Origin of the sequence: Marinobacterium aestuariivivens (assembly GCF_042661465.1) — a bacterium.
Classification (GTDB): Bacteria; Pseudomonadota; Gammaproteobacteria; order Pseudomonadales; family Balneatricaceae; genus Marinobacterium_A; species Marinobacterium_A aestuariivivens.
The window spans coordinates 11820-36742 of record NZ_JBHSWE010000002.1; the positions used below are offsets into that span (position 1 = coordinate 11820).

The 24923-nt window shown below is 53.2% G+C and carries 31 protein-coding genes; 26 read left to right on the forward strand and 5 right to left on the reverse strand.

Annotation, left to right across the window (positions count from 1 at the left end):
- The first annotated feature begins 165 nt into the window (after nt 1-165).
- The 9 genes from ACFQDL_RS30865 (at nt 166) to ACFQDL_RS30905 (ending at nt 5652) form a co-directional block, all read left to right on the forward strand.
- Nucleotides 166-444 (forward strand): hypothetical protein, encoded by a 279-nt coding sequence (locus tag ACFQDL_RS30865; protein WP_379913561.1) that lies wholly within the window; start codon nt 166-168, stop codon nt 442-444.
- A 24-nt stretch (nt 445-468) separates the two neighbouring features.
- Entirely contained in the window at nt 469-687 is a 219-nt protein-coding gene (locus tag ACFQDL_RS30870; RefSeq protein WP_379913563.1) for a hypothetical protein, read from the forward strand.
- 349 nt (nt 688-1036) lie between these two features.
- Nucleotides 1037-1594, forward strand: a complete 558-nt coding sequence (locus tag ACFQDL_RS30875) for a pyruvate dehydrogenase (RefSeq protein WP_379913564.1) — start codon at nt 1037-1039, stop codon at nt 1592-1594.
- 130 nt (nt 1595-1724) lie between these two features.
- Nucleotides 1725-2600 carry an NgrC gene (locus ACFQDL_RS30880; protein ID WP_379913566.1) on the forward strand — a complete coding sequence of 292 codons (876 nt, stop codon included), beginning with the start codon at nt 1725-1727 and terminating at the stop codon, nt 2598-2600.
- A 185-nt stretch (nt 2601-2785) separates the two neighbouring features.
- Nucleotides 2786-2953 carry a hypothetical protein gene (locus ACFQDL_RS30885; protein ID WP_379913568.1) on the forward strand — a complete coding sequence of 56 codons (168 nt, stop codon included), beginning with the start codon at nt 2786-2788 and terminating at the stop codon, nt 2951-2953.
- Nucleotides 2954-3026: 73 nt separating this feature from the next.
- Nucleotides 3027-3395, forward strand: a complete 369-nt coding sequence (locus ACFQDL_RS30890) for a hypothetical protein (protein WP_379913570.1) — start codon at nt 3027-3029, stop codon at nt 3393-3395.
- Nucleotides 3396-3466: 71 nt separating this feature from the next.
- A complete protein-coding gene (locus ACFQDL_RS30895) occupies nt 3467-3757 on the forward strand; it encodes a hypothetical protein (protein ID WP_379913572.1) in 291 nt (96 codons plus the stop codon).
- A 135-nt stretch (nt 3758-3892) separates the two neighbouring features.
- Complete coding sequence (locus ACFQDL_RS30900) at nt 3893-5284, forward strand: DUF7146 domain-containing protein (protein ID WP_379913574.1); 1392 nt, start codon at nt 3893-3895, stop codon at nt 5282-5284.
- A 140-nt stretch (nt 5285-5424) separates the two neighbouring features.
- Nucleotides 5425-5652, forward strand: coding sequence for a hypothetical protein (locus tag ACFQDL_RS30905; RefSeq protein WP_379913576.1), 228 nt, complete (start codon nt 5425-5427; stop codon nt 5650-5652).
- A gap of 177 nt (nt 5653-5829) precedes the next feature.
- Here ACFQDL_RS30905 and ACFQDL_RS30910 read toward each other — a convergent pair whose 3' ends face one another.
- A complete protein-coding gene (locus ACFQDL_RS30910; protein WP_379913578.1) occupies nt 5830-6282 on the reverse strand; it encodes a hypothetical protein in 453 nt (150 codons plus the stop codon).
- Nucleotides 6283-6940: 658 nt separating this feature from the next.
- Here ACFQDL_RS30910 and ACFQDL_RS30915 point away from each other — a divergent pair.
- From ACFQDL_RS30915 to ACFQDL_RS30935, 5 genes are all read left to right on the forward strand, one after another.
- On the forward strand, nt 6941-7156 hold the full coding sequence (locus tag ACFQDL_RS30915) for a hypothetical protein (RefSeq protein ID WP_379913579.1): 216 nt from the start codon (nt 6941-6943) through the stop codon (nt 7154-7156).
- A gap of 489 nt (nt 7157-7645) precedes the next feature.
- The gene (locus ACFQDL_RS30920; RefSeq protein ID WP_379913581.1) at nt 7646-8371 is read left to right on the forward strand and encodes a hypothetical protein; all 726 of its coding nucleotides are present in this window, start codon (nt 7646-7648) and stop codon (nt 8369-8371) included.
- Between the two features lie 11 nt (nt 8372-8382).
- Nucleotides 8383-8505, forward strand: a complete 123-nt coding sequence (locus ACFQDL_RS30925; RefSeq protein ID WP_379913583.1) for a hypothetical protein — start codon at nt 8383-8385, stop codon at nt 8503-8505.
- Nucleotides 8506-8833: 328 nt separating this feature from the next.
- Nucleotides 8834-9085 carry a hypothetical protein gene (locus ACFQDL_RS30930; protein WP_379913585.1) on the forward strand — a complete coding sequence of 84 codons (252 nt, stop codon included), beginning with the start codon at nt 8834-8836 and terminating at the stop codon, nt 9083-9085.
- A 219-nt stretch (nt 9086-9304) separates the two neighbouring features.
- Nucleotides 9305-9463: a hypothetical protein gene (locus ACFQDL_RS30935; RefSeq protein WP_379913587.1), complete on the forward strand. Its 159-nt coding sequence runs from the start codon at nt 9305-9307 to the stop codon at nt 9461-9463.
- A gap of 171 nt (nt 9464-9634) precedes the next feature.
- Here the strand turns inward: ACFQDL_RS30935 and ACFQDL_RS30940 are convergent, their stop codons facing one another.
- Nucleotides 9635-10630 carry a hypothetical protein gene (locus tag ACFQDL_RS30940; protein ID WP_379913588.1) on the reverse strand — a complete coding sequence of 332 codons (996 nt, stop codon included), beginning with the start codon at nt 10628-10630 and terminating at the stop codon, nt 9635-9637.
- A gap of 583 nt (nt 10631-11213) precedes the next feature.
- Here ACFQDL_RS30940 and ACFQDL_RS30945 point away from each other — a divergent pair.
- The 5 genes from ACFQDL_RS30945 (at nt 11214) to ACFQDL_RS30965 (ending at nt 14772) form a co-directional block, all read left to right on the forward strand.
- On the forward strand, nt 11214-11450 hold the full coding sequence (locus tag ACFQDL_RS30945; protein ID WP_379913590.1) for a hypothetical protein: 237 nt from the start codon (nt 11214-11216) through the stop codon (nt 11448-11450).
- A gap of 575 nt (nt 11451-12025) precedes the next feature.
- Nucleotides 12026-12751 carry a tyrosine-type recombinase/integrase gene (locus tag ACFQDL_RS30950; RefSeq protein ID WP_379913592.1) on the forward strand — a complete coding sequence of 242 codons (726 nt, stop codon included), beginning with the start codon at nt 12026-12028 and terminating at the stop codon, nt 12749-12751.
- 7 nt (nt 12752-12758) lie between these two features.
- Nucleotides 12759-13259: a hypothetical protein gene (locus ACFQDL_RS30955; protein WP_379913594.1), complete on the forward strand. Its 501-nt coding sequence runs from the start codon at nt 12759-12761 to the stop codon at nt 13257-13259.
- Between the two features lie 123 nt (nt 13260-13382).
- Nucleotides 13383-14351 (forward strand): hypothetical protein, encoded by a 969-nt coding sequence (locus ACFQDL_RS30960; RefSeq protein ID WP_379913596.1) that lies wholly within the window; start codon nt 13383-13385, stop codon nt 14349-14351.
- Entirely contained in the window at nt 14302-14772 is a 471-nt protein-coding gene (locus ACFQDL_RS30965) for a hypothetical protein (protein WP_379913597.1), read from the forward strand. Before ACFQDL_RS30960 ends, ACFQDL_RS30965 begins: the two co-directional genes overlap by 50 nt.
- A 199-nt stretch (nt 14773-14971) precedes the next feature.
- Here the strand turns inward: ACFQDL_RS30965 and ACFQDL_RS30970 are convergent, their stop codons facing one another.
- From ACFQDL_RS30970 to ACFQDL_RS30980, 3 genes are all read right to left on the reverse strand, one after another.
- Nucleotides 14972-15403 (reverse strand): hypothetical protein, encoded by a 432-nt coding sequence (locus ACFQDL_RS30970; RefSeq protein ID WP_379913599.1) that lies wholly within the window; start codon nt 15401-15403, stop codon nt 14972-14974.
- A 95-nt stretch (nt 15404-15498) separates the two neighbouring features.
- The gene (locus tag ACFQDL_RS30975; RefSeq protein ID WP_379913601.1) at nt 15499-16566 is read right to left on the reverse strand and encodes a nucleotidyl transferase AbiEii/AbiGii toxin family protein; all 1068 of its coding nucleotides are present in this window, start codon (nt 16564-16566) and stop codon (nt 15499-15501) included.
- Nucleotides 16567-17190, reverse strand: coding sequence for a DUF6088 family protein (locus ACFQDL_RS30980; protein WP_379913603.1), 624 nt, complete (start codon nt 17188-17190; stop codon nt 16567-16569). It lies immediately after the preceding gene.
- Nucleotides 17191-17614: 424 nt separating this feature from the next.
- Here ACFQDL_RS30980 and ACFQDL_RS30985 point away from each other — a divergent pair, with 424 nt between their 5' ends.
- The 7 genes from ACFQDL_RS30985 to ACFQDL_RS31015 all read left to right on the forward strand — a co-directional run bounded on the left by ACFQDL_RS30985 (nt 17615) and on the right by ACFQDL_RS31015 (nt 24918).
- Complete coding sequence (locus ACFQDL_RS30985) at nt 17615-18154, forward strand: site-specific integrase (protein ID WP_379913604.1); 540 nt, start codon at nt 17615-17617, stop codon at nt 18152-18154.
- Nucleotides 18155-18486: 332 nt separating this feature from the next.
- A complete protein-coding gene (locus tag ACFQDL_RS30990; protein ID WP_379913606.1) occupies nt 18487-19359 on the forward strand; it encodes a DNA replication terminus site-binding protein in 873 nt (290 codons plus the stop codon).
- A gap of 176 nt (nt 19360-19535) precedes the next feature.
- Nucleotides 19536-20549, forward strand: coding sequence for a DNA-binding protein (locus ACFQDL_RS30995; protein WP_379913608.1), 1014 nt, complete (start codon nt 19536-19538; stop codon nt 20547-20549).
- Between the two features lie 298 nt (nt 20550-20847).
- Nucleotides 20848-21675, forward strand: coding sequence for a UvrD-helicase domain-containing protein (locus tag ACFQDL_RS31000; protein WP_379913610.1), 828 nt, complete (start codon nt 20848-20850; stop codon nt 21673-21675).
- The gene (locus ACFQDL_RS31005) at nt 21675-22436 is read left to right on the forward strand and encodes a 3'-5' exonuclease (protein WP_379913612.1); all 762 of its coding nucleotides are present in this window, start codon (nt 21675-21677) and stop codon (nt 22434-22436) included. Before ACFQDL_RS31000 ends, ACFQDL_RS31005 begins: the two co-directional genes overlap by 1 nt.
- Nucleotides 22437-22460: 24 nt before the next feature.
- On the forward strand, nt 22461-23483 hold the full coding sequence (traF, locus tag ACFQDL_RS31010; RefSeq protein ID WP_379913614.1) for a conjugal transfer protein TraF: 1023 nt from the start codon (nt 22461-22463) through the stop codon (nt 23481-23483).
- A gap of 1 nt (nt 23484) precedes the next feature.
- A complete protein-coding gene (locus tag ACFQDL_RS31015; protein ID WP_379913616.1) occupies nt 23485-24918 on the forward strand; it encodes a conjugal transfer protein TraH in 1434 nt (477 codons plus the stop codon).
- The last annotated feature ends 5 nt before the right edge of the window (nt 24919-24923 follow it).

The window sequence follows — 24923 nt, forward strand, 5'->3', positions numbered from 1 at the left end:
TAGAGAGTTGTTGAATAAAAAAATGAGGGTTATTCTGTTGGTTAATGTCGGCAGTTGCTGGCGTTCTGTGGTAGCTGGCCCGAAACAGCATTCAATCTAACCCAACTGGGGTGCATCGATCCCAGTTGGGATTGGTGTACCTCCTATGTGCTATTGGAGGTTACCATGCCTAGTCCTTCCTTTGAGGCGCAGACGCCTAGTCTGCCGAGCCCGCTCAAAGTGAAAAACTTCGGGAATGACCGTTCTTTCGGTTCCGTTGCTGCGCTGAAAACCGCGCTTTCCGAGGACTACAAAGGGATGCATGTCACTATCGTTTATCCAACAAAGCCACATGGTCTGACTAAGACGGTCTTTGTTTCAGTAAGCGATACCGGTGAGATCCGGGAAAGCTACGGCGATGGAGCCTTAGTGGACTTTGATCGCATCTCCGAAACCCATTTCTAACCAAGCCTTCCAGGTGGAAAGAACATGATTGTAATGATCGTCGATACTGGGAGCTTTGAGTTTATTGGCTTGGATAACACCCGAGTAGAAGCCACCGAAGGCTTGCTCCTTCGCTGGGAGCTTCACTGCAAGAACTGCCCTGACGCTGAGAAAGGGTATATGCGGGAGCTTATAGATGGTGGAAGTGCTCAGGTAGTCGCGCTGGAGCCAGGCTCCGCCGTTATCTACGGACACGACGGCTAACCCCCTACCAACTAACAGAAACCCACTCGGGCCACCATCCCCGAGGGGGTGTGGTGCGCCCTTTAGAAGAGGACAGCACCTATGACAGAAGCTCAGCGGAGCATGCTTCGCACGCTAATGGCCGATAAATACTATGTTTCTCACCGTATGGTGGGAGATGTGATTGAGGTCCTCATGATCCGCCATTCTTCCTACGGTCATAATCCGTATGGACTTGACGGTTGGAGTAACGAGCACGGCCAAGGCGGATACCGGATTCCCCCAATGCGGTCAACTTGGCGGAAAAATAACCCACTCGGGCTACCACCCCCGAGGGGGAGTGGTGCGCCCTCAACTTGAGGAAGGCACTATGTCTATTTTTGAAGATGCTCTGGAACGTACTGACGGCAAAACCCTTATCCTCAGCAATGGGAGCAAATGGGCAGGCTCTTCTCCGGACAGCATTCAGATCCTTCTGGATGTCCTGGGCAAAGAAGTTCTAGATCCGATGTTTGAGCGATACCACTGCTATCGGGCATATCCGTTCAGCCCGCTGTTGAAGACGGGCCGCAACGAAGCGATGTTCACGCCATGGCTGGGGGCTAAACGCTTCTTTGGCAACTTCCTGACGGTTTCGCATGTGTTCAATATCATCTCTAAAGATTCGGAGGTGATTGAGGCCCTGAGCGATGCTATCCGGAAGAACATGGAAACGGAGGAGTACCAACGACACGCTTATGAGCGCTACGCCGGGTGGTTCTACGCTGAAACCAGTGAAGGACATCAGCTTGTTTCTCCGAAGGAAGCTGATGACATCAGAAACGGGAATGTAACCAAGTCGCGCTATCCGCGTAACTATGAAGCCTTGAAAACAGCAGTGTTGATTGGCCCCCGTTTCGAAGAGACTGCCAAGCATATGTGCGCTTAGCGCAGTAGCTTGACTGTGCAAGCAATGCTCCCAGACGTTGCAGTCTGGGAGCATCATTTCATCTGACCCGTCAGGGGCACTCCCCCTGGCGGGAGGAATGCCCCTCAAATTAATTTTGAGGAGATGCGCGATGAGCAACATGCTTCAAGACTATTTCCAACATCGGCTGGTTTCCCTGGGATATCCGGAAGACTTCACGGTCGAGTACAGCCTGGGGTATTGCCAAGGTGACGGCGTAGCGTTCTATGGGAGGATTGACGACGATTCGGCCGAGAAACTCATGAAACGTCTGCTTTCTCCCAATCGGATTGAAGGTAGTGCCGTTGAGCGGGTAAGGAACCTCATGGCGTACAAGCACATAGACAATCTGTTGCTTGTGATTCGGGAGTACACCAGCGTTGCTCTGGAGATAGCCCGGAATAGCCATGGGAATCGCTACTCTCATTACAACTCCATGGATCTCAATGATGAGTCGGAGTCCATAGTCGATGTCTTTGCGGACGACGAGGATGACGAGCTAGAGAAGATAACTGGTATAGCTGGGTTGAACCGAGCGATGCTGGCCGAGTGGGGAGAGTTATGGGTACGATTCTACCAAGCACTTAAAGAGGACATCGTTGACACATCGAAAACCCTGGAGCAAGAGGGTTATAAACTGTTGGAGGCGATGGCCTATGAAGAGGTGGTCGTATGGGCGTTTACAACTGAAAACTACATCGTCCGCCTTTCAGAAATGCCCAGTCGAGACTTCGACATGGATGGGTGGGACGAAGACACAAAGCTCGCCACCTTGACAAGCATGCTCGACGGGGAAGAGCGCGTAGTGGGATTGAAGGCCGAAGTGCTGGATCGGGAAACCGAAACGGTATTAGGTGAAGACTCTCTCTACGGGATCGTTTATGCTACTGACGACAAGAGCTACGGTGGGTACCGCTCAGAGTTAGTCAGATACGCCGTTAAAGACGCCAAAGGATTCATAAACCGTCTGGCGACCAAGGCAGCATGACTATCAGGAGGGGGACACCCCTCCTGCTCTTCATAGCTTTCTTACCATTATTTCTGAATTCGGGGATAACGGTAAGAAGGTTTTGCTCTCACTGAGAGTGAATGTAGGTAGCTGGCCTCTGAAAACAAACAGCATATTAAATAACCCCAGCGGGAGGCATTCTCCTGCTGGAGATGCCTTCCGATATGAATCAGGAGGCATCCAAGAAAAATAAATTTCAAGACTTCAAGCTGATTTACAATCAAGGTGGTCGTCGCCTGGAACGTATCTTCAGTGACACACTCTATGCGAATGTGAAGCGCGTCGCCGACTCATTTCCGCCTACCATCGTTTGGCGTATCGAGCTGGCCTGAAATACTCTTATTAACCTCATCGGGTATACCGTTCCCGCTGGGGCTGGTGTACCCCTCAACAGGAGTTCACCAGATGACTGCAATGACTGTTTCTTCTAACGCTGCCATGGCTTTTCAGAACAAAGGTCGTATGGCCATGAATCATCTCTCCGATCAGGCCGGGTTCCTGTTCAAGGTAACCGTGACCCCACGCCTGATCGACCGGGTGTTCCTAGCGGATGGAAAACACTCTGTCGATGGCTGTCTGAGTCTGTTCCTGCGGACCTGTGCCCAGCAGGTGAAGATAGCCATCACGGACAACAAGTGCTGGAAGAGGACACGTTTCTACTATCCCATGCCAAACCTTGACGACTCCTTCACGCCAGAAGAAGTTGTGATCAAGACCTACAACGCGGACGTTGTGATCATGCTGGCCTCGGAAGAGGCCCTCATCGCTCAATGAACGTCTGAAGCCCACCGGGCGCATTCGCCCGGTTCGGGATGACTGCGCCCTCCAAACGGAGGATCGCTCTGATGGTCACCCGATACAGCCTTAAATCAGGATTTCAGATCTATTTTCTGACAGTCTCATATGAGGATAAGGTCTACGCCTTCGGGTCTGGTCTCGGTTTCACCGACGTTATCTACGGATACGCCATAGCGGAAACTGAAGACCAGGCAATCGCTCTGGCGTATAAAAAGTACGACTTGGGTAGTCCGAAAGTTCGGAATATAAGCGCGTCATGCTCTCATAACCAGAATCTTTCGGGATACTATTTTCCTGAAAACATGGCAGGTATCCGAGAAGGAGCTGTCATATCCTAATCAGCCCACGGGGAGTCCCTCCCCGAGGGGAGATCTCCCCTGATGCAGTCCCGGTGTTGGGGTTTCCCTAAGCCCCTGTCGCCGGAGGCTTACGGAAGCCTCGATGTCGGGGCACCGTTGCAAAAGGAGAGAACTATGTCCTACTACAAAGCTGAAAAAGTTCGAGCCGCTGCGGTTGGTAACTGGCTCTTCATTGTGTCGGCGCTTGCCCCTCATGCTGAAGAAGCCCTGAAAAAACCAGGGCGCCACGTTGCCTGTCCGGTCCATGGTGGCAAGGACGGTTTTCGCGTGTTCAAGAAGAACTTCCTCGAAACTGGCGGAGCTGTATGCAATACCTGCGGCCCACGCCATGATGGCTTCGAGCTGCTCATGTGGCTCAATAACTGGAGTTTCAAGGATGCACTGGATGCTGTCGGTGAATTCCTCGGCGTCGAAAAGGAACTGTCCAGGAAAGATCAGCAACGGCAACAAACGTGTCAGCAGCAGAAGGTGGCGGCTTGCGGTCATGGCCAACCAGCTCCCACTGGAGAAGCTAAGGCTGAACCGGCTCCCGCGCTTGAAGAATCCAAAGTGATTCCTCTGCTTCGGGAGCAGTCGAAGCCCTGGCTGATGGAGCTGCAAGAAGAGATGGAGCGTCGCGCAGAACGCCAACGAGAGTACAGCGCGAAGCTCCGCGAGAAGATCGCTCGGGTATGGGAGGAGGAGTGTTTGCCCATGTCCAGCGATCTGACTGAGCCGATGCGGGCCTACTTCCATAATCGAGAATTGATTTTTCGTTGGAAGCCGGTCGAGGCGAGTGATTGTCTGCGGTTCCATCCATCTCTGTCCTACTACGACGAAGATGGCAACGAGGTTGGGAAGTTCCCAGCCATCGTGTGCGCCATTCGCGACAAAGAAGGACAGTTGATCACGCTTCACCGCATCTACCTGACGCCGACCGGCAAGAAAGCCAAAGTGCCGGAGCCCAAGAAAATGATGCCTGTTCCTGATGATCTCACAGTCACGGGGGCAGCCATTCGCTTGGGAGATCCGACCGAAGGCATTCTTGGTGTGGCGGAGGGTGTAGAAACGGCTTTGTCCGCCTACCGGGGAACCCAGATCCCAGTATGGGCGACTGTGAACGCAACCCTGATGGAGTCTTTCGAGGTTCCGGATGGTGTTCACACGGTTTTGATCTGGGCGGACAAAGACAAGTCTTTGACAGGCGAAAAATCAGCGAATGTGCTGAAAGCACGTCTCGAACGCATGGGCATTCAGGTATTCGTTCTGGTTCCGAAGCTCCCAGTCCCTATACGGGCGAAGGGGGTAGATTGGAATGACGTGCTCATGAGCCAAGGGAAGCTTGGCTTCCTGGGGCCAAGTACCTTCGTAACTTCATTGCACGAAGGTGTGCGCAGTAGGCGCGAATGTCCAGCTTGCGTCTGGATTCGTTGCAGAGTCTGGCTGACTGGACAAGTCAGTCGGGCTCGGCATCGAGCGATGGATATCTTCTATCCGACGAAAGGGATGCGGGATATTCATCTGTAGGATCAATCAGTTAGTGGGCCTTTAACCTCCTCTGGCTGATTGCAAACATTAACCAACCCCATGGGGCAAACCACCCCATTGGGGATGGTTTGCCTCCTGATAGCTGTTAGGAGGCTATATGGAAAAAAACCTTTAAGCGGGTGATCACCGAGTTGGTGTTGCTCGCCCTCCTGGTTGGGCTAATCCCTGACCTGGTAATCGGGGCTATCAAGGACCTCTACGGCCCTTGCGGCTTCTCAGATGAAGTCTGCCACGAGATACAGATCCAAGGCGCGATACAGGCGATCTTCGCCGCTATTTTCGCAATGGCGTCTGTTGTGGTAGCATTCTTAGTATCAAAGGACATCGACGGAGGGGACGAAAAATGAATAGCGTCCAGATGATAGGCACCGGAGCACTTTTACTTACTTTCATCATTTTGGGAGTAGGGCTATATCGGATCTCTCATCACTCCTGACTGCTAGTTGATTGATACAAAGAAGTGAAAATAAAAGGGAGGCGGTTTTCGTCTCCCTTTTTATTTGAGCCTCATACGGTCCGAGCTACTACCACGTCCTATTTTTATAGTGATGCGTAGAAACCCAATCTTTAAAAGCGCAAACGAGATCTTCAAAAGATCTGCTCTGTTTCCAAGCTATTGCTGCCTGCCACGCTTCCCTTTCACATTTATCTTGATATTCTTTAGAAGCGCCTCTCGATAGGGAGGTACCGTCTCCTTTTTCGTCAAGAGTACCAGAGTGTCCACAATATATATGACCTGCTTCATGTAGAAACTTCATAACAATTGCCTCTTCCCAAGACTCTACACCAAATTGAATGTAGTTTCTCCAATACTCCGCTCTAACGTTAACATAAATAGTCAATCCATGCCGGTAGGATCGTTCGACAGCTTGATCATCGATAAAATAAACCGCTTCTCCTCCGTGTTCAGAGGAAAACTCTTGAAATAACGGCGGAGCAATCTCCATTTTTGAGTTTTTAATAGTCTCTAAAATCATACTGTGCTCCATCGATTTCAGCTTTGGTACTTCAATATAGTGAACAGGATGGATATCACGTTGCCAGAGTCACTAGAAGTCAACAATTTCGCAGTAGGTTGGAGATTTGAATCTGCTAGTCGAACTCGATAATTTATTCCGTTTTCACAAGCGGCAGCAACCACGGTTGACCTATGTTGGTCACAGCGGAAGGGGAGTTAGAACAGTGGCAGTCTGTTACCTCCAACGGAACTACCGCAAGGTACGTCTCGATAACAGTCCAACAAGTGAAACGGTAGGAGTGAAGCTCCGGAACGGCGAACTGAGGTTTGTGCGTTGGCGGGGCTTCATCGAACTTGATGCAGCGAGAGCCTTCCATGCAGAACGCAAGGGGCGCCCCGTTTTGCTTAAGTTGCATTCCTACCAGGCCGGTGATGATTTGCACGCTCCGCGTATCACAATTGAGCAGGGGTTCTATGTTCAAGGGTGCTTGGTGAATGCTGGTGTTTATGGTGTGGTCTGTGAAGGAGTGCCTCGTATTATTGAAGCGGCTCCGCGATAAGAGTTATATCCTGAAAAGATAATTGGTATTGTGCGTGAATAATTTTCATGGTGTAATTGTTTCATGTTTTTAATGTCGGTTTAAAACAAAGCCGTTGATACTAATTGGGGGATATATATGCTGAGCTCTTCTCTTGTTGTAAAGAAGGACGAAGGGTGTGATCAAGGAACACCGACTTATAGCGTATGGAAAGGTGACAGAGTAGTCTTGGCAAATGTTCCTGAAGAGGAAGCGCGTGCGTATGTCGAGGCTGAGGAGATCAAAGAAAGGAGAATCGCAAGAGAGAAGTTCGAAGCCAAATTCCAGCGTGACGATTTGGATAATGGTATGTAAGTGAGATTGATAATGTCACAAAATGATAACAACTGGCGGCTTCGCTTGAGCCGGCGCCCTGGTGAAAGCTTTTTAATTGATCAGGGCAATCATGGACGAATCTGGATGCTCATCAGGAGCTCAGTAGACAAGGTTTGTCATGTAACTCTATTTTTTCCAGATGGAAGGGTTCAGGAATACCATTTGAACAAGTCTGGCAACAGAAACATTGAGGTTAGCGAACAGGTTTCAGTTTACGCTGAGACCTTTAGAGGCACTCAAGTGACTTTTGCTTTTAGGTCAGATAAAGATATTCGAATTGTACGTTCTGAACTTCTAAGCAAGGAAGAGATTGAACAATTTGCACCTCTCGACGTACCAGCACCTCTGTTAGATCAGCCATAGCCTAGGGTTGCATTTTCGAGAAATGTGATAGTCTGGAATCGAGATCAATGAGAAGCAGACGGGTAACCCCGATTTGCTTCTCACAAAACACGGGAGACATGAGCAATGATGACTTTGACTACTATTTCTGAGAAAAAGAGCGATACCGAGGCTCGTGTATTTTGGCGGGCTGGTACAAAGAAGCGAGGTATCCTTGATGTCACCCTGGACTTCGCACATGCAGATTCCGCACTCATAGCTGAGCTCGTTGCTCTCCAGCACTTGTTGTTCGATAGGAAGGTTTTCGACCGGGAGCCTGGTGCTGGCGCCGGGTACAAGCTAGTTGTCTCGAAGGGGGCGATCCGCAAACTGGCTCTGGGCAAATCAAACAAGGCATACGCTACTAAGTTTGCGGCCTTCCTGAGCAATCGTATGAAGGGCGTGACCATTGAGGTTTCGCAGGACTACGAATTCATGGCGAAGCCGGATGAGGTCGAGCCGGAACTGCTGGGTGGTGAGCGTGAGGTCTACGCCAATACCTACGACGCCATTGAGACGCCCGCCATGGGCCGGGTCCTTGTCACGCAGCATGCTGTTGAGCAGTACCAGGCCCGGATCACTTCAGGCTCTCCTAAAAAGCCATGGGCCTCTCTCGTTGGCCGCCTGATGCATCCCGAGCTTCGGATGATGAAGGTTGACGAAAAAGTTCTTCGTCACAAAGCGCGAAAATATGGCCGCTCTGACAACGTAGAATTCTGGGGACACCCAACATCTGTATTCGTGTATCAGGTTCTCCGTGAAGACAATGGTGATCGTGTCTTGGTGACTGTGTTTGAGCGAAGCGAACCGTAAAGGATAGATTGATGGCTCTTGAATTCTTTGCCCAGGTAAACAAGGACGGTGAAGTCGGTATGCCGAAGTCCAACGACTATTTATTACAGTACGCTGCACCAGATGACGGAAAGGGGCTGGGTTATGGCAAGTAAGCTAGAGCATGTAGACCCTATCTTGGCCGAACTCTTCGATGAAGGGATCTCCAGTATCGCCGCTCTGCGACTGCTGGTCTATGTCCGCCACCCTCGTAGGTTTGCAGAGATCGAAGAATCTATAGGGACAGAGCGTATGGTGGTAAATCGGATGGTCTCTCGATGTCCAGGACTGCTGAAGAAAATTCAGTTGCCGCATGATGAGAGCAATCGAGAGCGAGGAAAGCCGCCTGTAACTATTGTTACGACAAAGCGGGCAAACGAGATATTGAAGAGCCTACTGCTCTGAAAAAGCCGAATGCCAATTCAAGGGAAAGGGGGATGTCAAATGGTTACCTCGCGAAAAATAATTTTCGGTGCTGCTCTGCAGGGAATTGCCATATTCATCGGGCTTGGCCTTGCAGGGTATGGTAATGACACGATTGCTGTTGCTCTGGGTTCAATTGGAGTGGACGCTGAGATAGCGCATCGATTGAGTCGGATGGTCTTTGGGCTTTTCTCTGCAGGGGCGACGTTCTTGATTGTGTCGGGTTATCTGGATGAACGCGACGGTGTTTCTGTTATTAACCCGGCGGGTTAATACATGAAGCAGGGATGCTTCATCATCGGCCTGCGGCCAATGCGAACGCTACTAAAGCCAGCCTGTCCGCGCACCTGCGCCCGCTTTTGTGGCGTGACTGACAAAGAGGTCGGGAACCTATTTGTCAGCCAGGTTAATAGCAGAGAGCAAGTACGGCATGCTGTCAGGGATGTTGATGGTCGTATTGACGCCTGATGTCCAACAGAGCGGAAAGGAATCATGAAAGCAGGTGACATCAAGATTTTCACGAAGAGTGGCAATCGGGTACGCCTGATCGAGCGCGACGGTGATGGCTGGGTGGTAGAACGCACTCAAGGCAAGTCTGCCGGTAAGCAAATGTGGTGCGCAGAACGGGCGCTGGTGGATTCCTTGGATTGATGTAACTGTGATCTATCCGATCCGATTTCCATTTCCCAAATTCTACTTTCACCCCGAGAACAGGTGCGTACCCTGATGCACACTAATTTCTTTCACATGTGAAAGAAAAAGCCTCTTTGCTCATGATGGCGAGGAAGCCGCTTACCTCCCTTCACGTTGCGTCGGTGCGGGCTAGCTGGCAATTCTTAGGCCGGACGCCCGATATTTTTCACGCAGCGACTTGTCAAAATCAGTTACTATTCGAGCTGCTGTTGACTCTAGTGGCTCGCCCAATATCGCATGTATAGCGCTTGCAGTTTCGGCACGAAGAACATGGTTGGAAGTCAGCAGAATGAGCAGCCATAAGTTGTCCTTTGCGCAAAACTCTCTGATCAAACTACGTTGCTTCGCTACTTCTATTTTAATGCTTTTGAGCCGTTCTAACTGCTTGATGACCGCCTCAGCAGCTTTTAATTCACTGTCAGTCAGGTGTGCTACCTTCGGAAGCGTATCCAGCTGGTTACGAATCGCGTTAACGTCAGAGAGAAGAGAAGAGCTACGAGGCCGCAGCCAGTTCCCCAACCCTCTGAGTAAGCCAAAGTCCACTGGATACCAGCTCGTTACGGGCTCAGTACGACCGATCTCATTCTTCTCTTTCTGAACGATAGAGTATTCCCAGGTGATTCTGACATCGTTTCTTTTTAGCCGGTCTATAAGCGAATTAACCGTTTTTTGGGGGAGTAACTCCAATATTCTTGCGGCTTCGTTGTAGAGGTTATCGATTGCTTGGAGCAGCTCATCGATCTGGGCTATAAGTCTCTCTCTATTCGATAGGAATTGCCGAGCTTTGTCTTGACGACGTTGGAGGTATTCGGTTTTCCGTAGGTGGCTAAAGGCGCTCTTCACTTCATCATCGTTAATTCCGAAGTGCTTCTCAGCGCAGCAATGGCCGATTAAAAGCTTGATCCCGTTCTTCGTTTGAACGATGTAGCCGTGTTGGTGATATTGCCCGCAAACCTTGGCATCGCGCACATATTGGCATTTCGCATCGGCCTTGATCAGGCGGTAGGACTTTAGCGGGTGGCTGAAGTTAGCTTTCGATAAAGCCCCTTCTGGATCTATGTCGAAAAGCTCCTGGAGTTGGGTGATTGTCTTGATTTCTGCAGCGTTAGGTCCATCTGAGATCATAGGGCGAGCACACTCCTGCGTTGAGTCTCGACGAAATCCGACCACATATCTGGATGCTTAAAAAATATACTACCTTACTTTATCTGTATAAAAAAGCAGTATGTTCAGGCATACAGGTACTTGCCCTTGATCTAGAACGAGCGCCCGTTCGAAGCTGGGTGGGCTCCACCGGGCTCGCCCGAATTTCTTTCACATGTGAAAGAAAAGTCTATTGGCTCATGATGGGAGCAAGGCGCTCGGTACCCTGCGCACCTCCCACATCATTTCAAACCTACGATCATACCCGCAGGCCCCTGGCTAGTCTCAGGATGTGTCAGGGCACCTGCGTTCGCCAAGGCGGCTGCCTGAAATCCGGGGAGAGTCGTCACAGCGTTTGATCAGGCAAGTGGCGTCACACGATTACATGTTGGTAATTACCATAAATACTGTAATTACTGCTATAATTCCTACTTATTAAAATGGTGATTTGATAAAGTAGAGCTTCTGAAATAAGGTTTGGCTGGTGAGAGCCAACGAACTGCCACTTCAGCGCACGAGTTGAGGTAGTCCAACGTCCAGGCCGTCTCGTGCCTCAGGAGGGTTCATGATCAGGGTGATCTTCACAGTGGCCGCACTGCTTCTATTTGTCGCACCGGCACAAATGCTTTTTACCGGACAGCTCGGCGGTGAGCTGTTCATGATTGAGGCGGCGTTTCCGCTTCGCCTGGTGGCGGCTGTCTCGCTGCTCGCCTCAGCCGTCATAGCGCTCTACGGGCGCTACTGGACGAGCGAGGACGGTGGACTAACCGGCGTCTGGATCTATGCAGGGAGCGACTACTGAGGTCTACGCGTCCGCCACCACCTCGGGGGTTAAGGCGCGACGCCGCTGCTTTGCTGCGTCAGAACAAACACGGATTTGCGACGGTACGAAGTGCCGCCTGCTAACTACGATGCAATGGAACAGAGTTAGGACGCGCAACATGTAGAGCCGTAGCGCCCACCGCTGCACAAGATATGGTAGTTGAACGGGTATCGACAGGGATCAAGAGGGAACTATGGCGCAACATGACAAATTAGAGAGAGAGCTTGCCCTGGACGATGATGCCAGTGGGTTGCTGGGCCAAGTCCCCGCCTCGGGGTCGGTCGATGCCGGGAAGAAACCTACTCCCTCTGATCCAGCGCCTGAATTTGTCCCAGCGGAACAATCTGCTGGGCTGCTTACCCCGTTGAAGCGACTGAGCTGGCGAGCGTTGAGAAAAATCCCGCCCTTGCCTACCTGATCAGCCTGGGGTCTCGGCAAAGTCGGCGCACGATGAAATCGTTCCTCAACAACACCGCCCGCATGATGGGCTTCGAGAACCTTGAGACGTGCCCCTGGGGATGCTTCGGCGTCACCATGTCCAGGCCGTGCGGCAGATGCTCCAGGACGCGGATAGAGCACCAGCGACGATCAACACCTACTTGTCCGCGCTCAAAGGGGTCGCGCTGGAGGCGTGGACGCTGAAACAGATCGATACCGACGCCTACCAGCACATCCGCCAGATCAAGAATGTCCGTGGCTCCCGGCTCTCAAAAGGTAGGGCCTTGGCACCGGAAGAGATCCGTCAGTTATTTTTCACATGTGAAAGCGATTCGTCGGCTATTGGTGTCCGAGATGCAGCCATCTTCGGGATTCTACTGGGTTGTGGCCTGCGCCGAACTGAAGTGGTTGATTTGGACTACAGCAGCTACGACCCCAGGGAACGGTCACTAAAAGTGATCGGGAAAGGGAATAAGGAGCGGATTGCGTATCTGCCGGATGGGGCCTATCGGCGCCTGGAGCTGTGGGTGGAGGACGTTAGAGGGGACATTCCTGGGCCACTTTTCATCCGGATCCGCCGCTTTGACGATCTCACCTACACCCGTCTGAGCAGTCAGGCGATCTACCACATCTTGGAGACGAGACGTGTCGAGGCCGGGATTGAGAAATGCGCTCCGCACGACTTCCGGCGTACCTTTGCGTCCTCGATGCTGGAAAACGGTGAAGACCTGATCACGGTGAAAGACGCCATGGGGCATGCCAGTCTGACCACGACGCAGAAATACGATCACCGAGGCAACGAGCGGCTCCGTGCCGCGAGCAAGCGCCTGGACATAGGATGACACCGCAATGATGCCTGACATGAGCCCTGACAGCTTTGGAGAGAGCCTCAAGTTCTATTCTGACCGCCACCCTGATCCAGGAAAGCGAACGGCCATAAACATTCAGTACACGTTCACGCGGGGGCAATATCCGACCCTGAGCGTGGAAATTGCCCCCATCCATCAACCTGGTGCTGCACCGAACTGGGCTGAGAAAACCATTGTCCAGCTTACACGGGGCGAGCTGGTCGCCTTCTGTGGCGTGCTGTTTGGCCTGCGAAAGCAGATGAACGGCGCGTACCACGGCGACGCTCGGAATAAGAGCATCGCCGTCTACAACAACGGCCAAGACGGCGCCGCGATTGTGATGGCGGAGCGCGGCCACCAGTTGCAGCATTTCCTGACACCAGATAACCGACTAGAGCTGGCCGTTTTCGCTGTCAGGCGCCTCTCAGAAGCTTGGAAGGTGACGCCTTCCGATGCGATCGCTCTGCTCCGGCAAGCTGCCTGGATGGACCGAAATCTGTAACATCAGAACGCATGGTAAAGAGGAGTGCTGCACGTCAGGCTGACCCCTCATGGAGCGTGCCAATGCCATCTCCTTGATGACGGGAAGGCTAATTTTTCGTAATCAAAACCATAGGGAACGGGCGTGAGAAGAGTTGAAGATACGATCAAGGAAGCGGAGCTGATAGCAAGCAGCCCCGAGGCTGTCGCTGCATATTTGAAGGAGCGTGGTTCTCGGCTCTCCGCTGATGAGCTAGCAGAAGAAGGCGACGAGGAGTTTGAGAAGTCCCTGCTGGATCGAGAGAATACGCTGATCGAACTGGCACTTGCCAGACACTGCCGGCATTCAGATACCGCTAAAACCCTGTTCTTCAAAGAGCCGACCGAAATGGCTCTACGTCTATCGGTGCTGTCCAATCGCGTGATCGGCAGAGATGATTTGGGGATGTTCCCCAGAATCCTGTTTGACCATGACGGGCAGCTAGCGTCGTATCTCGGCACAGCAAGTGATCAGGAGCTACTCGCCCTGTTTGAGAACCCGAAGCTTGAGGACGACTTCCTGCAGGGCTTTCTCGAAGGTGGCGCATACTGGCAGGCCATTTCCGAGAGACAGCGGCTAATTGCCCTCGTCGCGCTAAGCACGAACGACCGGATGAAGACCCCCTACGACGATAGCTATATGGATGGCTTCGCCGAATATAATAGCTACGAGAAAGTCTTCGGCGCGGCATGGAAGCTGGCAGCGACCGCACCCGTCTCGCGCCAATGGGCTTCTGTCCTGAGCAAGCTTTACTACCAAGTGTTTCCCGAAGCTCACTCCATCGATAAACCGCTTGAGCTCGCTGCCCGCTGGTTCCCCCAGGACGAGGAGTCCTCAAAGCGCGAGAGTGAGCATAACGAGAGGGGCTACCTGTCGGACTACCAGGGTGTCCGCAAGGGGCTGGCGAAGCTCGCCCTCTCGAAAGACCCTTACTTACTTGGAGTCAACGCTATTGGAGAGCGAGGATGTGGCGTTCCAGGCCGCCGTCTACGCTTTCACCGACCTGTCCCCCGACCAGATCCAGATGGCCTACGAGGAGAACGGCGAGCTCGCCCTCCAACAGATGCTCCATAACCACTTCATGTGGCAGCGGGCGGACACAAGGCAGGCACTGCACGATGTTGCGTGGGCGGTCGTCAAAAACGACAAGCACGCGGATCTGATGGCGGCAAATCTCTTTAACGGCGTCCGTGAGGACTTCGCCAAGAAACACCCTGACTGGTTTAAGGACGAAGACGATAAAAGCTCCTCACCGCCCGGTGGACCTCTAACAGAAGCTGATATCGAGCAGCTGGCGCCGACTGAGGAGTGGGCTGGGGGCAAAGAGGTTACGACGTTCTCGCCGACCGGCGAGCCAGTGACCAAGGCTGACATCGACTCGCTGGAGTCGAGGCTTTCAGAAATACTCCAATCACTCAACATCCGGCTTGGGACCGTCTGGTGGTTCTCCTTGGGTACCTTGGTAGGCGTCGGCCTCAGCTTTGTGTACAGATAGAACAGGGAACCCCACCGGCCCCTCTCACATCTCCCAAGCCGCCTCCCATAGTCACCCGCCAAGGGCGCGGACTGTCAGGCTGAAGTCATAGAAGCCGTACTGCAGGCGTCAGAAAAGGCGGAAAGCTTGGGGTGGATCATAAGGGGTGATGATGATTTGTTTTATTACCGACATGCGGGAGGGAGAGCCGGAAGTTGGTTCACTGTTTGGTACAGTCCGTATAAAGGTTGTAAGCTGACCGTATCAGCTCATACTCTGATGGTTCGGCCCAAGAGGGCTGCGCAATGGTTGCCAGTTGGTAGCCAAACGCCTTCTGGTCCTTCATGATGAGCAGTTGCTCATACTTCATCACATCGGTATCCCCAATTTTTTCATAGCTACGAAGCTGGAGACTGGGCCCATCATAGGACTCGGTGAGCCACTTTGTTTTTTTGGTGGACAAGATTTTCTCGTCACTTCGTCGGTAGGTCGTTGTGATGTAGTGGTCAGAAGCGATAACAATCGTCGCCCCGATACCATCTGAGTAACTGCATTCCCATACACCAAGCTCAAAGGCCGCAGCATTACCTGGCACTCCCAGCACTGCAAAGATCATCCCTGTACCCATAATCCGCCCCCATCGGGCGAGCATTCCTTTCCTCAACTCTCTATCCTCTTGCTGCGCCTCTGAACTCTTGTGGATGCAGGCCCCAAATAGCGTCTCCGAGACCTGTCCGGGGGCTGAGATCAACTCTCGTCGGTGTCGAATAGCGCCTCGTTGATGGTGTCCTGTGACGTTCGCAGGCGCTCGATAATGGTTTCGAACGGATCAGGTTCGGCGAAGAACATGCCCCCCTCAACAGCGGCCTGGTGATCCTCCCTAATTGTTGCCAATCGGGCATCGTCCGGTATTAGCTGGAGCCCGCCCCTAAGGACGGCTTCGTAATCGACTCCTCTCTGCGAGTAGCGCAGGCGTTTCATCTCTACCACGTCTTTCATGGCCTGTTCTTCGTCGAGAGGCTTGGCAAATCCCTCCTGCTGAAGCAGGCAGTTCACGTCGTACCAGTGACGTGCCAGACGATTGAAATTCGGAGTCTTCTCTTGCGTCGAAAACTGGTGCAGGGCTGTGAGCTTTTCCCACAAGATGTAACCGGCGTCATACGCGACTACTGTCCCGATTGGAAGTGCAAGTGCTTCAGCAATCTGGGGTACTTCAGACAGGTAGGTCTGAATGGTGTGTGGAGATGTAGGACGCCCCCGATTACGACCACCAAACTCCAGCAGCACATGATCGAGCTGGTAGGCATTGTCATTAGCGGTTACGCGGGGGAAATGAATATCAACCTTTTCACCGCCAGAGTCCGCTTCCAGTTCAGCCCTGAGGCCCTCGATGCGATACACAGCCAAGCGGGTATTCAGTCGTTCGACTAACTCTGTGGTCCACGCGGTGAGCAATTTGTCCTGGGCTTTGCGGAACCGGTCGCGTTGGGCTCGTTTTTCTGTTGTCTTATGCCAGGTGGCGTCTTCGTCATCTGCCAGTGCCAGGTCGGCCCAATGGATCGATAGATCGATGTCTTCAGAAAAGCGTTCGATGGCGCCCCAGCACTTGCTCAGGGCGGTACCGCCTTTGAAGGCAATGTCCCATTCACCCAGCAGCTTCTCATCGTAGAGCAGTCTTAGGATCTCCGTGACCCAGATGTCTTTCTCAAGAAAGCTCTGGGCGAGGCCGGTGGGGTGCTCTTGTGCCCCGAGCTCGATTAGAGCCTTCAATTCACCATGCTTGCTGGCATCTGCATACAGTTCGAATACATCCATTCAGGCGGGCATCCTTGTTTCCAGTTCAGCGAGCTTCTCCTGCCAGGCTTTCGGCAAGGACGAAGACTTGAGCCGTTCCACAACGGCATGGCTTTCTGAGCGTGTCAGGCCCAAACGCCTGAACGCTTTTCGTAGCGCTGGCAATCCAACCGCCGTGGGAGGGGTTACACTCAGTCCGCGAAGCAGTTCACCCTCAGGTCTGCCACTCCAGCGCAGCTTCTGCTTGGCGATGTGCCGCACTTCAACAACCTCGTTTCCCACGGAAAAAGTGCGACTTGGGCCATCGCTCCAGAAGATCGTCTTCATCGGCGCCTGAGTCTGCAAGCCGAGGCGATAGGCCGCTTCCAACCCCTGGGGCACCAGAGTGTAGCGATGCTCCTTGGCCCACACGCGGGCGACGGTCACGGCACTGGTTTTGACCTTGATGGAAGGAATACTGGGTAGGGGTTTCGGGCGCACGTACATCCCCTTGGCCACGCGCTCAATGATCCCGTCTTCGGCCAGTCTGCTCATGGCCTTTTGCACGGCGGCTTCGCTGCCCAGCTCATAGAACCGGCTGATCGAGAAGGGAACCCCTCGCTTCATCCGCTGTATGCGCTGTAGGACGTTGGCTGAGATGGACATGGCACTACACTTCTGACACGTTCGCCTTGATGTGATTTCATTATATCGCAGTGATTACAAAGTATACAGAACGGCTGATGTCAGGATGTCGGTTGTTCACCTAGCGCCTCTTGGACGGTGATGCCCCACTGGCACATGGTTTACCGATAACACAAAACACGGCGGTTATTGCCGTAGATTTGATCGTTCTCAAACCGAACGGTAGATGTCAGGACCTGAGCTATTCACCTAGCTGAACTAACGGCCCATGGAGGGTGAGGCTTTCCGATGCGAGCGGTCGGCTTCGGGAAGCACACTGGATGGTACGGAACGCCCTTGCAGTTCTATAAGGCTGCTTTTATCTGCTTTTGTTTTGCAACTATATCCTGACTCTCTCAGAGAGTGTTAGGTTGTAGCCTTCATTACGGTAACGAGGACAAACCCAATGAAAATGAGCCTAGATTCAGCCCTCAACCTAGCAGAATTGCAGGGGCTTCGCAGCACCTTGAACGGTCAAACAAATTCGCTTTCTCGGGCATTTATTTTTGCGTGCTGCTCGGGAGTGGAGTGGCTGGATATTGTGACACTTACCTGGAGCCAGGTTCGGATAGAGGACGAAAAATGCCCATACATTGAGCTTGGCTACAAGAGGCGAGACGGTTCAACAAAGCATTACCTGAGCGTTCCAGCGGTTGAGAGCATAGGGGAGCGTAAGACTGATCCTGATAGAGTGTTCGAGGGACTGGAACATCAAGATTGGAAAAACCCTGAACTCGGCGAATGGGCGTCCCACGCCGGGATCAAGAAGATACTGAACTTCGAGATCGCCAGAGCGACGTTCATACACATCATGTTGATGGAGCTGGGGTACAGCATCTATGATGTAGCGAATTTGCTTAACATGAGAGCAGACGACTTGGCCGAGCAGTATGGGCTTCAGTTACTGACCTGTGTGAAGCCTCTCCCATCCATTGGCCTGGCATAAAGCCAGGCCCTGCCATACCAACACCGGCAACACCGCAAGCCAGAATAACCAACCACCGGATGATGCTCTGATGCGACATATTAGACCATCATGCAAGGTAATGTATACAAGCCACCCGAGCTCTGCTCACTTCCCACACAACCTAGTAGCCCGACCCTCTTCTTTCTCTCTCTTTTTCTCTCTTTCTCAATCTAATTTCACGCGGGTCGCCCAGGGGGAGGCCCAACAGGGGGGTACAGAACACCGCCCTACTCCACTCTGCATGATGGTCTAAAATGTACCTATAATACGTGCTGTCTATCAACAGCACATCAGCACAGGATCGCGCCAACATGACGGATTTCATTGCGGAACAATACTCGGCCATAGACCGAGACCTCACATCACTGACCGCCCTCCTCCGACGCCTCTCCCACCGGGCGGCTCTGGTGGCGCCGCTACCCAATACACCTCGCGGCATGGAGCACGAACCGGTTCAGCGGATTGTCGTGACCGAACACAGCGGCACCGAGGCCATCGAGCTCGCGGCGGCCTGCTACCAGGACCTGCACAACAATCCACGCTACTCCCAGAAGACCGCCAGGCGAACGGTCGGGGTGCTCTGGCTCTCCCCTACCCAGACCGGGGCGAAACGCGAGATCGAGGAGCTGGTCGAGCGTATCAACGGCGCAAAGGCTGCCATCGAGGACTTCGTGACGACCACCTACCACACCCGGAACGAACGGTTCGAAGCGCTCAGGGCCGCGTGTCCCGGCATTATGACGTTACACCTCTACCGGCAGATCCGCTGCTACGGCACCGAAAACGTCACCTCGATACGCTTCTCGTGGCAGCGTAAAGATGCATTGGTGAAACCCAACAAGGCTGAGCTGCTTCAGCGCATCCACGAAGATCTGGAGCACTCAGGCCCCGATCACCAGCTGCCGCTGGAGCAGTTGATCCAGAAGGTTTCCGCGACGCCGGAGCCGCGCCTCAGGGTGCGCCGACACGTCAAAGTTCAGCCTGCGGCCAACATCATGTTCGGCGGCGCGGTGAAAACGGTCACGGCGCCCATGCCGATCATCGTGCTGCAGGACGCCGATCTGAAGCTGAAGATGATCAGCACCTTTGACGCGACGGCACGGCGCAAGACCCGAGCGGACCGGGTAGCCTCCGAGATACTGGGCACCTTCGCCGGTATTACGATTGAAGCCTTCCCCGATTGAGGGGGAGGCGCATCGCTCCCCCATATCCTCCCTCCGTTCACGTCCCGGCAGTGCGCGGGCGATCCCGCATGTTGTACCGCGAGCACAAATATCGCTGTCGTCGCTCTCGCTACTCGTGTAAAATAGTAATAATTACTGTAATTACCGTAAGATTATTAAAAACAAGGAGAGTGGCGATGGCCCGTAAGCTGGTGTCAGAGGCTGATGTTTACGAAGCGGCAGAGATGATGCTGGAGGAAGGGCAGCAGCCCTCCACCATTGCCATTCATCGAATCCTTGGACGCGGCAGCTATACCACCATCGGCAAACACCTCAAGTCCTGGGAAGTGCAGCGCAGCTCCGAGACACCTTCGGCAGCGCAGCAGACTGACGAAGAGACGCCCGAGGTGATCGCCAAAGAAGCGCATAACTTCGTCAGGAAGCTCTGGCTCAATGCCCGACAGCGTGAGCACGACGAACTCCAGGCGGAACGCGAAGCCCTGAGCCAGCGGGCAACCGAGCTGGAAGAGGAGATCCAGCGCGTCGTTGATCAGTCGGACGACGCGACCAACCGAATTGCCGACCTGGAGGAGCAGCTCCAGATGAGCCGCGAAGCCCATGAACGTGAAATAGCCGCCAGACAGGAAGTCGAGAAACAGCTCGCCCTGCGCACCGCTGCTCTGGAGCGTGCAGAGCAGGAGTCGGCGAAATTGGAGAAGAAGCTGGAGGCGGTCACGGACAAGTTCGAGGGCAAACTGGACACGCTCACTGGAAAGTATGAGGCCAAACTGGAAGAGGTTACCCGGCTCAACACTGAGGTAACGAACCTGTATCGCGACCAGGAGCAAAAAAAGCAGGAAATCGAGCGTTTGAGCCAAAAACAGGCAAATACAGAGGCGTCACTCCGCGAGCAGAAGAGCAAGAATGAAGCTCTCACTGACCAGGTTCACCAGCTGCAACAGCAGGACAGCGAGAAAGCCTCGGCTTTGGTGGAAGCCCAGAAAGAGATCCGCACGCTCGCTGAGGATAATGCGACGTTCGCGGGACAGCTCAAGGAAAAGGACCGGCAGACGGCACAGCTCGAATCCAAGCTGGAGGAGACCGTCGAGAAACTTGACGCCACCAAAGCTCAGCTCGCCGCTGAACGCAAGGCCAAGAAAGAGTCCGCAGCTGACAAGGAGTCTGGTGATGATCCCGTACAGAAGGAGTAATCATGCCCCGTGGGAAGCGATACGCAAAATACAACGAGTCATGGGCCACCCAAGCAGGTGGGCTACTTGAACAGGTCAACGTGGCTGTTGCCTTGGCGGAGAGACACAGCCCTTCTGCCTTGTACTGGCTGACGGTAATGCACGCGTGGGTCCGGGACGTATCCGACAAGACAGCTCCCAATTGGTGGTCAAACGAGGACTGCGAGGCTTTGATCCCGCCCGCCGAAGCTCGCGTGAAGCAGTTTGTTCAGACGATGCAAATCTACCACCGCCAACCGTCAACTACCGGGAGGTCAACGTGGGCCGCGTAACGCTTGAACAGCTCTCGCCTGATACCCCTGAGCAGGCCCTTATCACTGACTACCAAGGGGCACGACTGGTTGTCAAAGCCTATGCAGGGAGCGGGAAAACTTCGACACTGGTGAAATACGCCCTCCGCAATCCGCAGGAGCGGATCCTCTACCTGGCCTACAACAGAGCCATACGAGATGAAGCTCTGGTGAAGTTCCCCGCGAATGTGGACTGCAAGACCTCGCATCAGATCGCGTTTGCAATCATCGGTCGTCAGTACAGCCATAAACTGAAGAACAACCTCCGGCTAACAGACATCGCCCAGACATTACCGTCGCCCAACTGGACGCTGGCAAAAGACATCCTGGCGGCGATGAACGCATTCATGTCGAGTGCTGACCCACGCATCCTCGATGTCCACTTCTGCCGCTCGGAGCGCGTTCAGGTGAAGACCAGGAACGAGGTCATGTATCAAGCTCAGGTGCTCGATGGCGCGCAACTGATTTGGCAGCGAATGACCGACGTGGATGATCCTTTCCCCATCATCCACGATGCATACTTGAAGCTATTTCAGTTAAGCCTGCCCAACCTTGCTCGCCACTACACCACAATTCTGTTTGATGAAGCCCAAGACTCCAACCCGGTAACCAATCACATCGTTCTCCAGCAAAAGTGCAAAGTGATCTACGTGGGCGACGACCACCAACAGATCTACCGATTTCGAGGTGCAAGCAACGCGCTCCAAGCCCCCTCCTTCGGAATGCAGATACAATGTATCTCACACACAGCTTCCGATTTGGCCCGCAAGTCGCGATGGTTGCCAATGCACTCCTGATGCTGAAGAAAGAAACCAAGCCAGTCATTGGTCGAGGAAAGCAAGATCAGGTGGTAACCACTCTACCGCCAGAGACCGGTCATTACACTGTTCTATCGAGGACAGTCATTGGGGTCATACAATCGGCCATGATGTCTGCCATGGCGGGCAAAAAGGTCTATTGGGTGGGCGGCGTACAATCCTATCAACTGGCTGAGCTGGAAGACCTGTTCTGGTTCGCTATCCGCAAGTTCGACAATATTCGAAACCCGAAGCAACTCAAAGACTACCGAGATTTCGAGGACTACGAAGATATTGCCAAAGCCACAAAAGATCCGGAGATGCTCAGGGCAATATCACTCCTGAAGAGCTGCGATGATGTTCCCAGACTAATCGGCACGATGCTGGAGCAGACTGTAACGAATGAGCAGAATGCCGATGTCACGGTCTCGACTGCGCATCGCAGCAAAGGTCTAGAATGGGAAAGCGTGGTACTGGCCGATGATTTTCCTGACATATTCGACCCAGAGCTTGAGCCCGAAAACCGCCAGGATGAGATAAACCTTCTATACGTGGCTTGTACAAGGGCCATGAGAACCTTGGTGATAAATCATTCAGTAGGACTGATCCTACGTTACGCTAAAGGCATCGCGGCCAGGAAGCGAGCTGACGGGGCCACCCCCCAGCGGCTTAGAAAAACACACCATCCGGCTCTATTCGCCCATTATGGGCGGTTTGAGGTGCCTGCCCAGCAAAGCGACTCCAGTACCATTCTCAGCTAACATCCATGAACTACGCCCGAACTTATGCTGAGAACACACCAAGTCATATTGATAGCCCTGGGGGCGAGCCTGCTCACCCCCGTGGCTGTTGCACAGGAGATAGACCAGCCATCGGGATTCTATGAACGGAAATCGGAAGGTTGGTTCTGGTACAACGAAGAGATCCCAGAGGACATACCGGAGCCCGAAGAGCCTGAGCCACCGGTGGCGGCAGCTCCCAAGCAGGAATCCCAATCGGTCGAACCTGCGCCCTCATCATCTGAAGGGCCACCGGTATTCTCCGCTGCCTGGTTCCGGGAAAATCTGCCGAGGTACCGTGACGCGGCCTGGGATAACCCAACAATAGAGAACGTCCGCACATATATGTACCTGCAACGGTACGCTATGGACCGAAGTGAGCAATTTGCGGATACCGCAGAGATTGCCGTCGTTGGGGATCCCTTTCTGGACGAGGAAACGCGCAGACCATCTGCCACCTTTGCTTCTCAAAAGTTAGATCGGTGGGCGGGACAACAGAAAGACGAGATCGCTCGTAAGATTGCGCAAAAAGCAGGCATTTTCTTCTTCTTCAGATCGGACTCAGATACCAGTCGCGTACAGGCCCCAATCCTCAAGATGCTTGAAATGCGCGATGGCTTTACGATTCTCCCCATCTCAGTAGATGGAAAGCCCCTACCCGATGGTATTTATCCGAACTTCCGGGCTGACAAAGGGCAAGCCGAAAGGCTGGGAGCCGAAGTATTCCCAGCGCTGTACTTAGTATCGGCAGAGCGGGAAGTGGAACCTATCGCTCAAGGTGTTCTATCCCTGGCGGACCTGAAGCATCGAATCATCTTGGTCGCAAAACGCCGAGGCTGGATTAGCGATGAAGAGTTCAATAAAACAAAGCCCATCATGAATCTGGACAACAATATCGCGGCCATTTTGGATGCTCATTCCTACGAGATCTCCGATATGGCAAAAGCTGTCAGTGGCTCGGGGAGTAACTTCATCCCACCAGATCAGCTGAGTGAGTTTATTAGGCACAGACTTCGCCAGGAGCGCTGAGATGAAACCGATACGCTATAGCATCAAAACGTTGACGTTCAGCATAGCATTTTCGCTTGCTACGTTGGCTGTCCCTGAGATAAGCCGTGCCGATCTCCAAGACGAGATGGACAGCTTCTTTGGTGATATGAGCAACACCACAACACCTGGCGTTTTTGAAACACAGAGGCGCGGCGTTCTTTCTGGTGGACGATACACCGCCAAATCAAAAATCTTCGACGAGAACCTGATCAGCTTCGCGCCTCCCTCCTGGAAAGGTGGCTGCGGCGGCATCGATATGTTCAACGGCTCATTCAGCTTCGTTTCGGCGGAACAGATTGTGCAGTTGCTCCGTCAGGTAGCTGCAAATGCCAAAGGGTATGCCTTTCAGCTTGCTCTCGATAATGTCTGTCCAGACTGTGCCAAACACATCGAGGCATTCCAGAAGAAAATTCAGGCGCTCAACCAACACCTCGGCAATTCGTGTCAGCTTGCACAAGGTATCGTGAATGACACGACCTCTTCGTTCGAGATGAAAGGCAAGACAGATGCGTCAATTGCAGCAACTGTCACGGGTGTGGTCACGGATGTGTTCAGTGCTCGCGAGGAGACCGAAACCGGAAAAACGCCAGAAGAGCAGATGAGCGAGAGCGAGCTTCTACGGCGGGAGCTCATTGGCAACATTGTGTGGCAACAGCTCAAGAAGCAGAACGCAAAGAACTGGTTCACCTACGGTGATGACGCATTGCTGGAGACCATGATGAGCCTCACCGGAACAATTATCCGCCAGCCCCCGATTGCAGATCCCGACCATGTTGGCGATCCTGCTGATGCCAGTAAAACCCTGCCATTGGTAACGAAACCGGCGAAGCCGGACATTCTGCGGGCAATCTTGGAAGGCGGCAGCGTAAAAATCTATGACTGTGATACAGCGGACAAATGTCTGGAGCCTGGAGAACGAACAGCCAACATCGAAGGGCTTGGCAAAAAGGTCGAGGACATGCTTCTTGGCACCGGATCGAACATCGGCATCATCGCGAAATTTGCTCGGAATCAGGGAACTCTGAATGCCAGTGAAAAGGCATTCATATCCAACCTGCCCGCCGGAGCAGGCACCATCGTCCGTAACCTTTCCGTGCTATCTGAAGACGCTTCACGGATCTTCGCCCTCAAAGCTTCCAACAGCATTGCGTTGACCATGGTTTACACAACGACGGAAGAGCTGTTCCGCGCTGTTAGCCTAGTGGTAAGCCAGTCCAAAGCGCCTCATCAGTCCAAGGCGTTTGAATTGATCAGTAAGTCCCAAGACAAGGTGCGTAACGACTACCATCAGCTTCGCGCCCAATTTGGTGACGTAGCGGACCTCATCACTCACTACAACAGCATGCTCGACAACCTTCGGAAGCAACGGTACACCCTCAGCACTCTGACATCCCCACAGCGCACCAAGGAGTAAGCATC

Coding starts and splice junctions, on each gene's coding strand:
- ACFQDL_RS30865 (WP_379913561.1), top strand. CDS start 166: ATGCCTAGTCCTTCCTTTGAGGCGCAGACGCCTAGTCTGCCGAGCCCG.
- ACFQDL_RS30870 (WP_379913563.1), top strand. CDS start 469: ATGATTGTAATGATCGTCGATACTGGGAGCTTTGAGTTTATTGGCTTG.
- ACFQDL_RS30875 (WP_379913564.1), top strand. CDS start 1,037: ATGTCTATTTTTGAAGATGCTCTGGAACGTACTGACGGCAAAACCCTT.
- ACFQDL_RS30880 (WP_379913566.1), top strand. CDS start 1,725: ATGAGCAACATGCTTCAAGACTATTTCCAACATCGGCTGGTTTCCCTG.
- ACFQDL_RS30885 (WP_379913568.1), top strand. CDS start 2,786: ATGAATCAGGAGGCATCCAAGAAAAATAAATTTCAAGACTTCAAGCTG.
- ACFQDL_RS30890 (WP_379913570.1), top strand. CDS start 3,027: ATGACTGCAATGACTGTTTCTTCTAACGCTGCCATGGCTTTTCAGAAC.
- ACFQDL_RS30895 (WP_379913572.1), top strand. CDS start 3,467: ATGGTCACCCGATACAGCCTTAAATCAGGATTTCAGATCTATTTTCTG.
- ACFQDL_RS30900 (WP_379913574.1), top strand. CDS start 3,893: ATGTCCTACTACAAAGCTGAAAAAGTTCGAGCCGCTGCGGTTGGTAAC.
- ACFQDL_RS30910 (WP_379913578.1), bottom strand. CDS start 6,282: ATGATTTTAGAGACTATTAAAAACTCAAAAATGGAGATTGCTCCGCCG.
- ACFQDL_RS30915 (WP_379913579.1), top strand. CDS start 6,941: ATGCTGAGCTCTTCTCTTGTTGTAAAGAAGGACGAAGGGTGTGATCAA.
- ACFQDL_RS30920 (WP_379913581.1), top strand. CDS start 7,646: ATGATGACTTTGACTACTATTTCTGAGAAAAAGAGCGATACCGAGGCT.
- ACFQDL_RS30925 (WP_379913583.1), top strand. CDS start 8,383: ATGGCTCTTGAATTCTTTGCCCAGGTAAACAAGGACGGTGAAGTCGGT.
- ACFQDL_RS30930 (WP_379913585.1), top strand. CDS start 8,834: ATGGTTACCTCGCGAAAAATAATTTTCGGTGCTGCTCTGCAGGGAATT.
- ACFQDL_RS30935 (WP_379913587.1), top strand. CDS start 9,305: ATGAAAGCAGGTGACATCAAGATTTTCACGAAGAGTGGCAATCGGGTA.
- ACFQDL_RS30940 (WP_379913588.1), bottom strand. CDS start 10,630: ATGATCTCAGATGGACCTAACGCTGCAGAAATCAAGACAATCACCCAA.
- ACFQDL_RS30945 (WP_379913590.1), top strand. CDS start 11,214: ATGATCAGGGTGATCTTCACAGTGGCCGCACTGCTTCTATTTGTCGCA.
- ACFQDL_RS30950 (WP_379913592.1), top strand. CDS start 12,026: ATGCTCCAGGACGCGGATAGAGCACCAGCGACGATCAACACCTACTTG.
- ACFQDL_RS30955 (WP_379913594.1), top strand. CDS start 12,759: ATGATGCCTGACATGAGCCCTGACAGCTTTGGAGAGAGCCTCAAGTTC.
- ACFQDL_RS30965 (WP_379913597.1), top strand. CDS start 14,302: ATGGCCTACGAGGAGAACGGCGAGCTCGCCCTCCAACAGATGCTCCAT.
- ACFQDL_RS30970 (WP_379913599.1), bottom strand. CDS start 15,403: ATGCTCGCCCGATGGGGGCGGATTATGGGTACAGGGATGATCTTTGCA.
- ACFQDL_RS30975 (WP_379913601.1), bottom strand. CDS start 16,566: ATGGATGTATTCGAACTGTATGCAGATGCCAGCAAGCATGGTGAATTG.
- ACFQDL_RS30980 (WP_379913603.1), bottom strand. CDS start 17,190: ATGTCCATCTCAGCCAACGTCCTACAGCGCATACAGCGGATGAAGCGA.
- ACFQDL_RS30985 (WP_379913604.1), top strand. CDS start 17,615: ATGAAAATGAGCCTAGATTCAGCCCTCAACCTAGCAGAATTGCAGGGG.
- ACFQDL_RS30990 (WP_379913606.1), top strand. CDS start 18,487: ATGACGGATTTCATTGCGGAACAATACTCGGCCATAGACCGAGACCTC.
- ACFQDL_RS30995 (WP_379913608.1), top strand. CDS start 19,536: ATGGCCCGTAAGCTGGTGTCAGAGGCTGATGTTTACGAAGCGGCAGAG.
- ACFQDL_RS31005 (WP_379913612.1), top strand. CDS start 21,675: ATGCTGAAGAAAGAAACCAAGCCAGTCATTGGTCGAGGAAAGCAAGAT.
- traF (WP_379913614.1), top strand. CDS start 22,461: ATGCTGAGAACACACCAAGTCATATTGATAGCCCTGGGGGCGAGCCTG.
- ACFQDL_RS31015 (WP_379913616.1), top strand. CDS start 23,485: ATGAAACCGATACGCTATAGCATCAAAACGTTGACGTTCAGCATAGCA.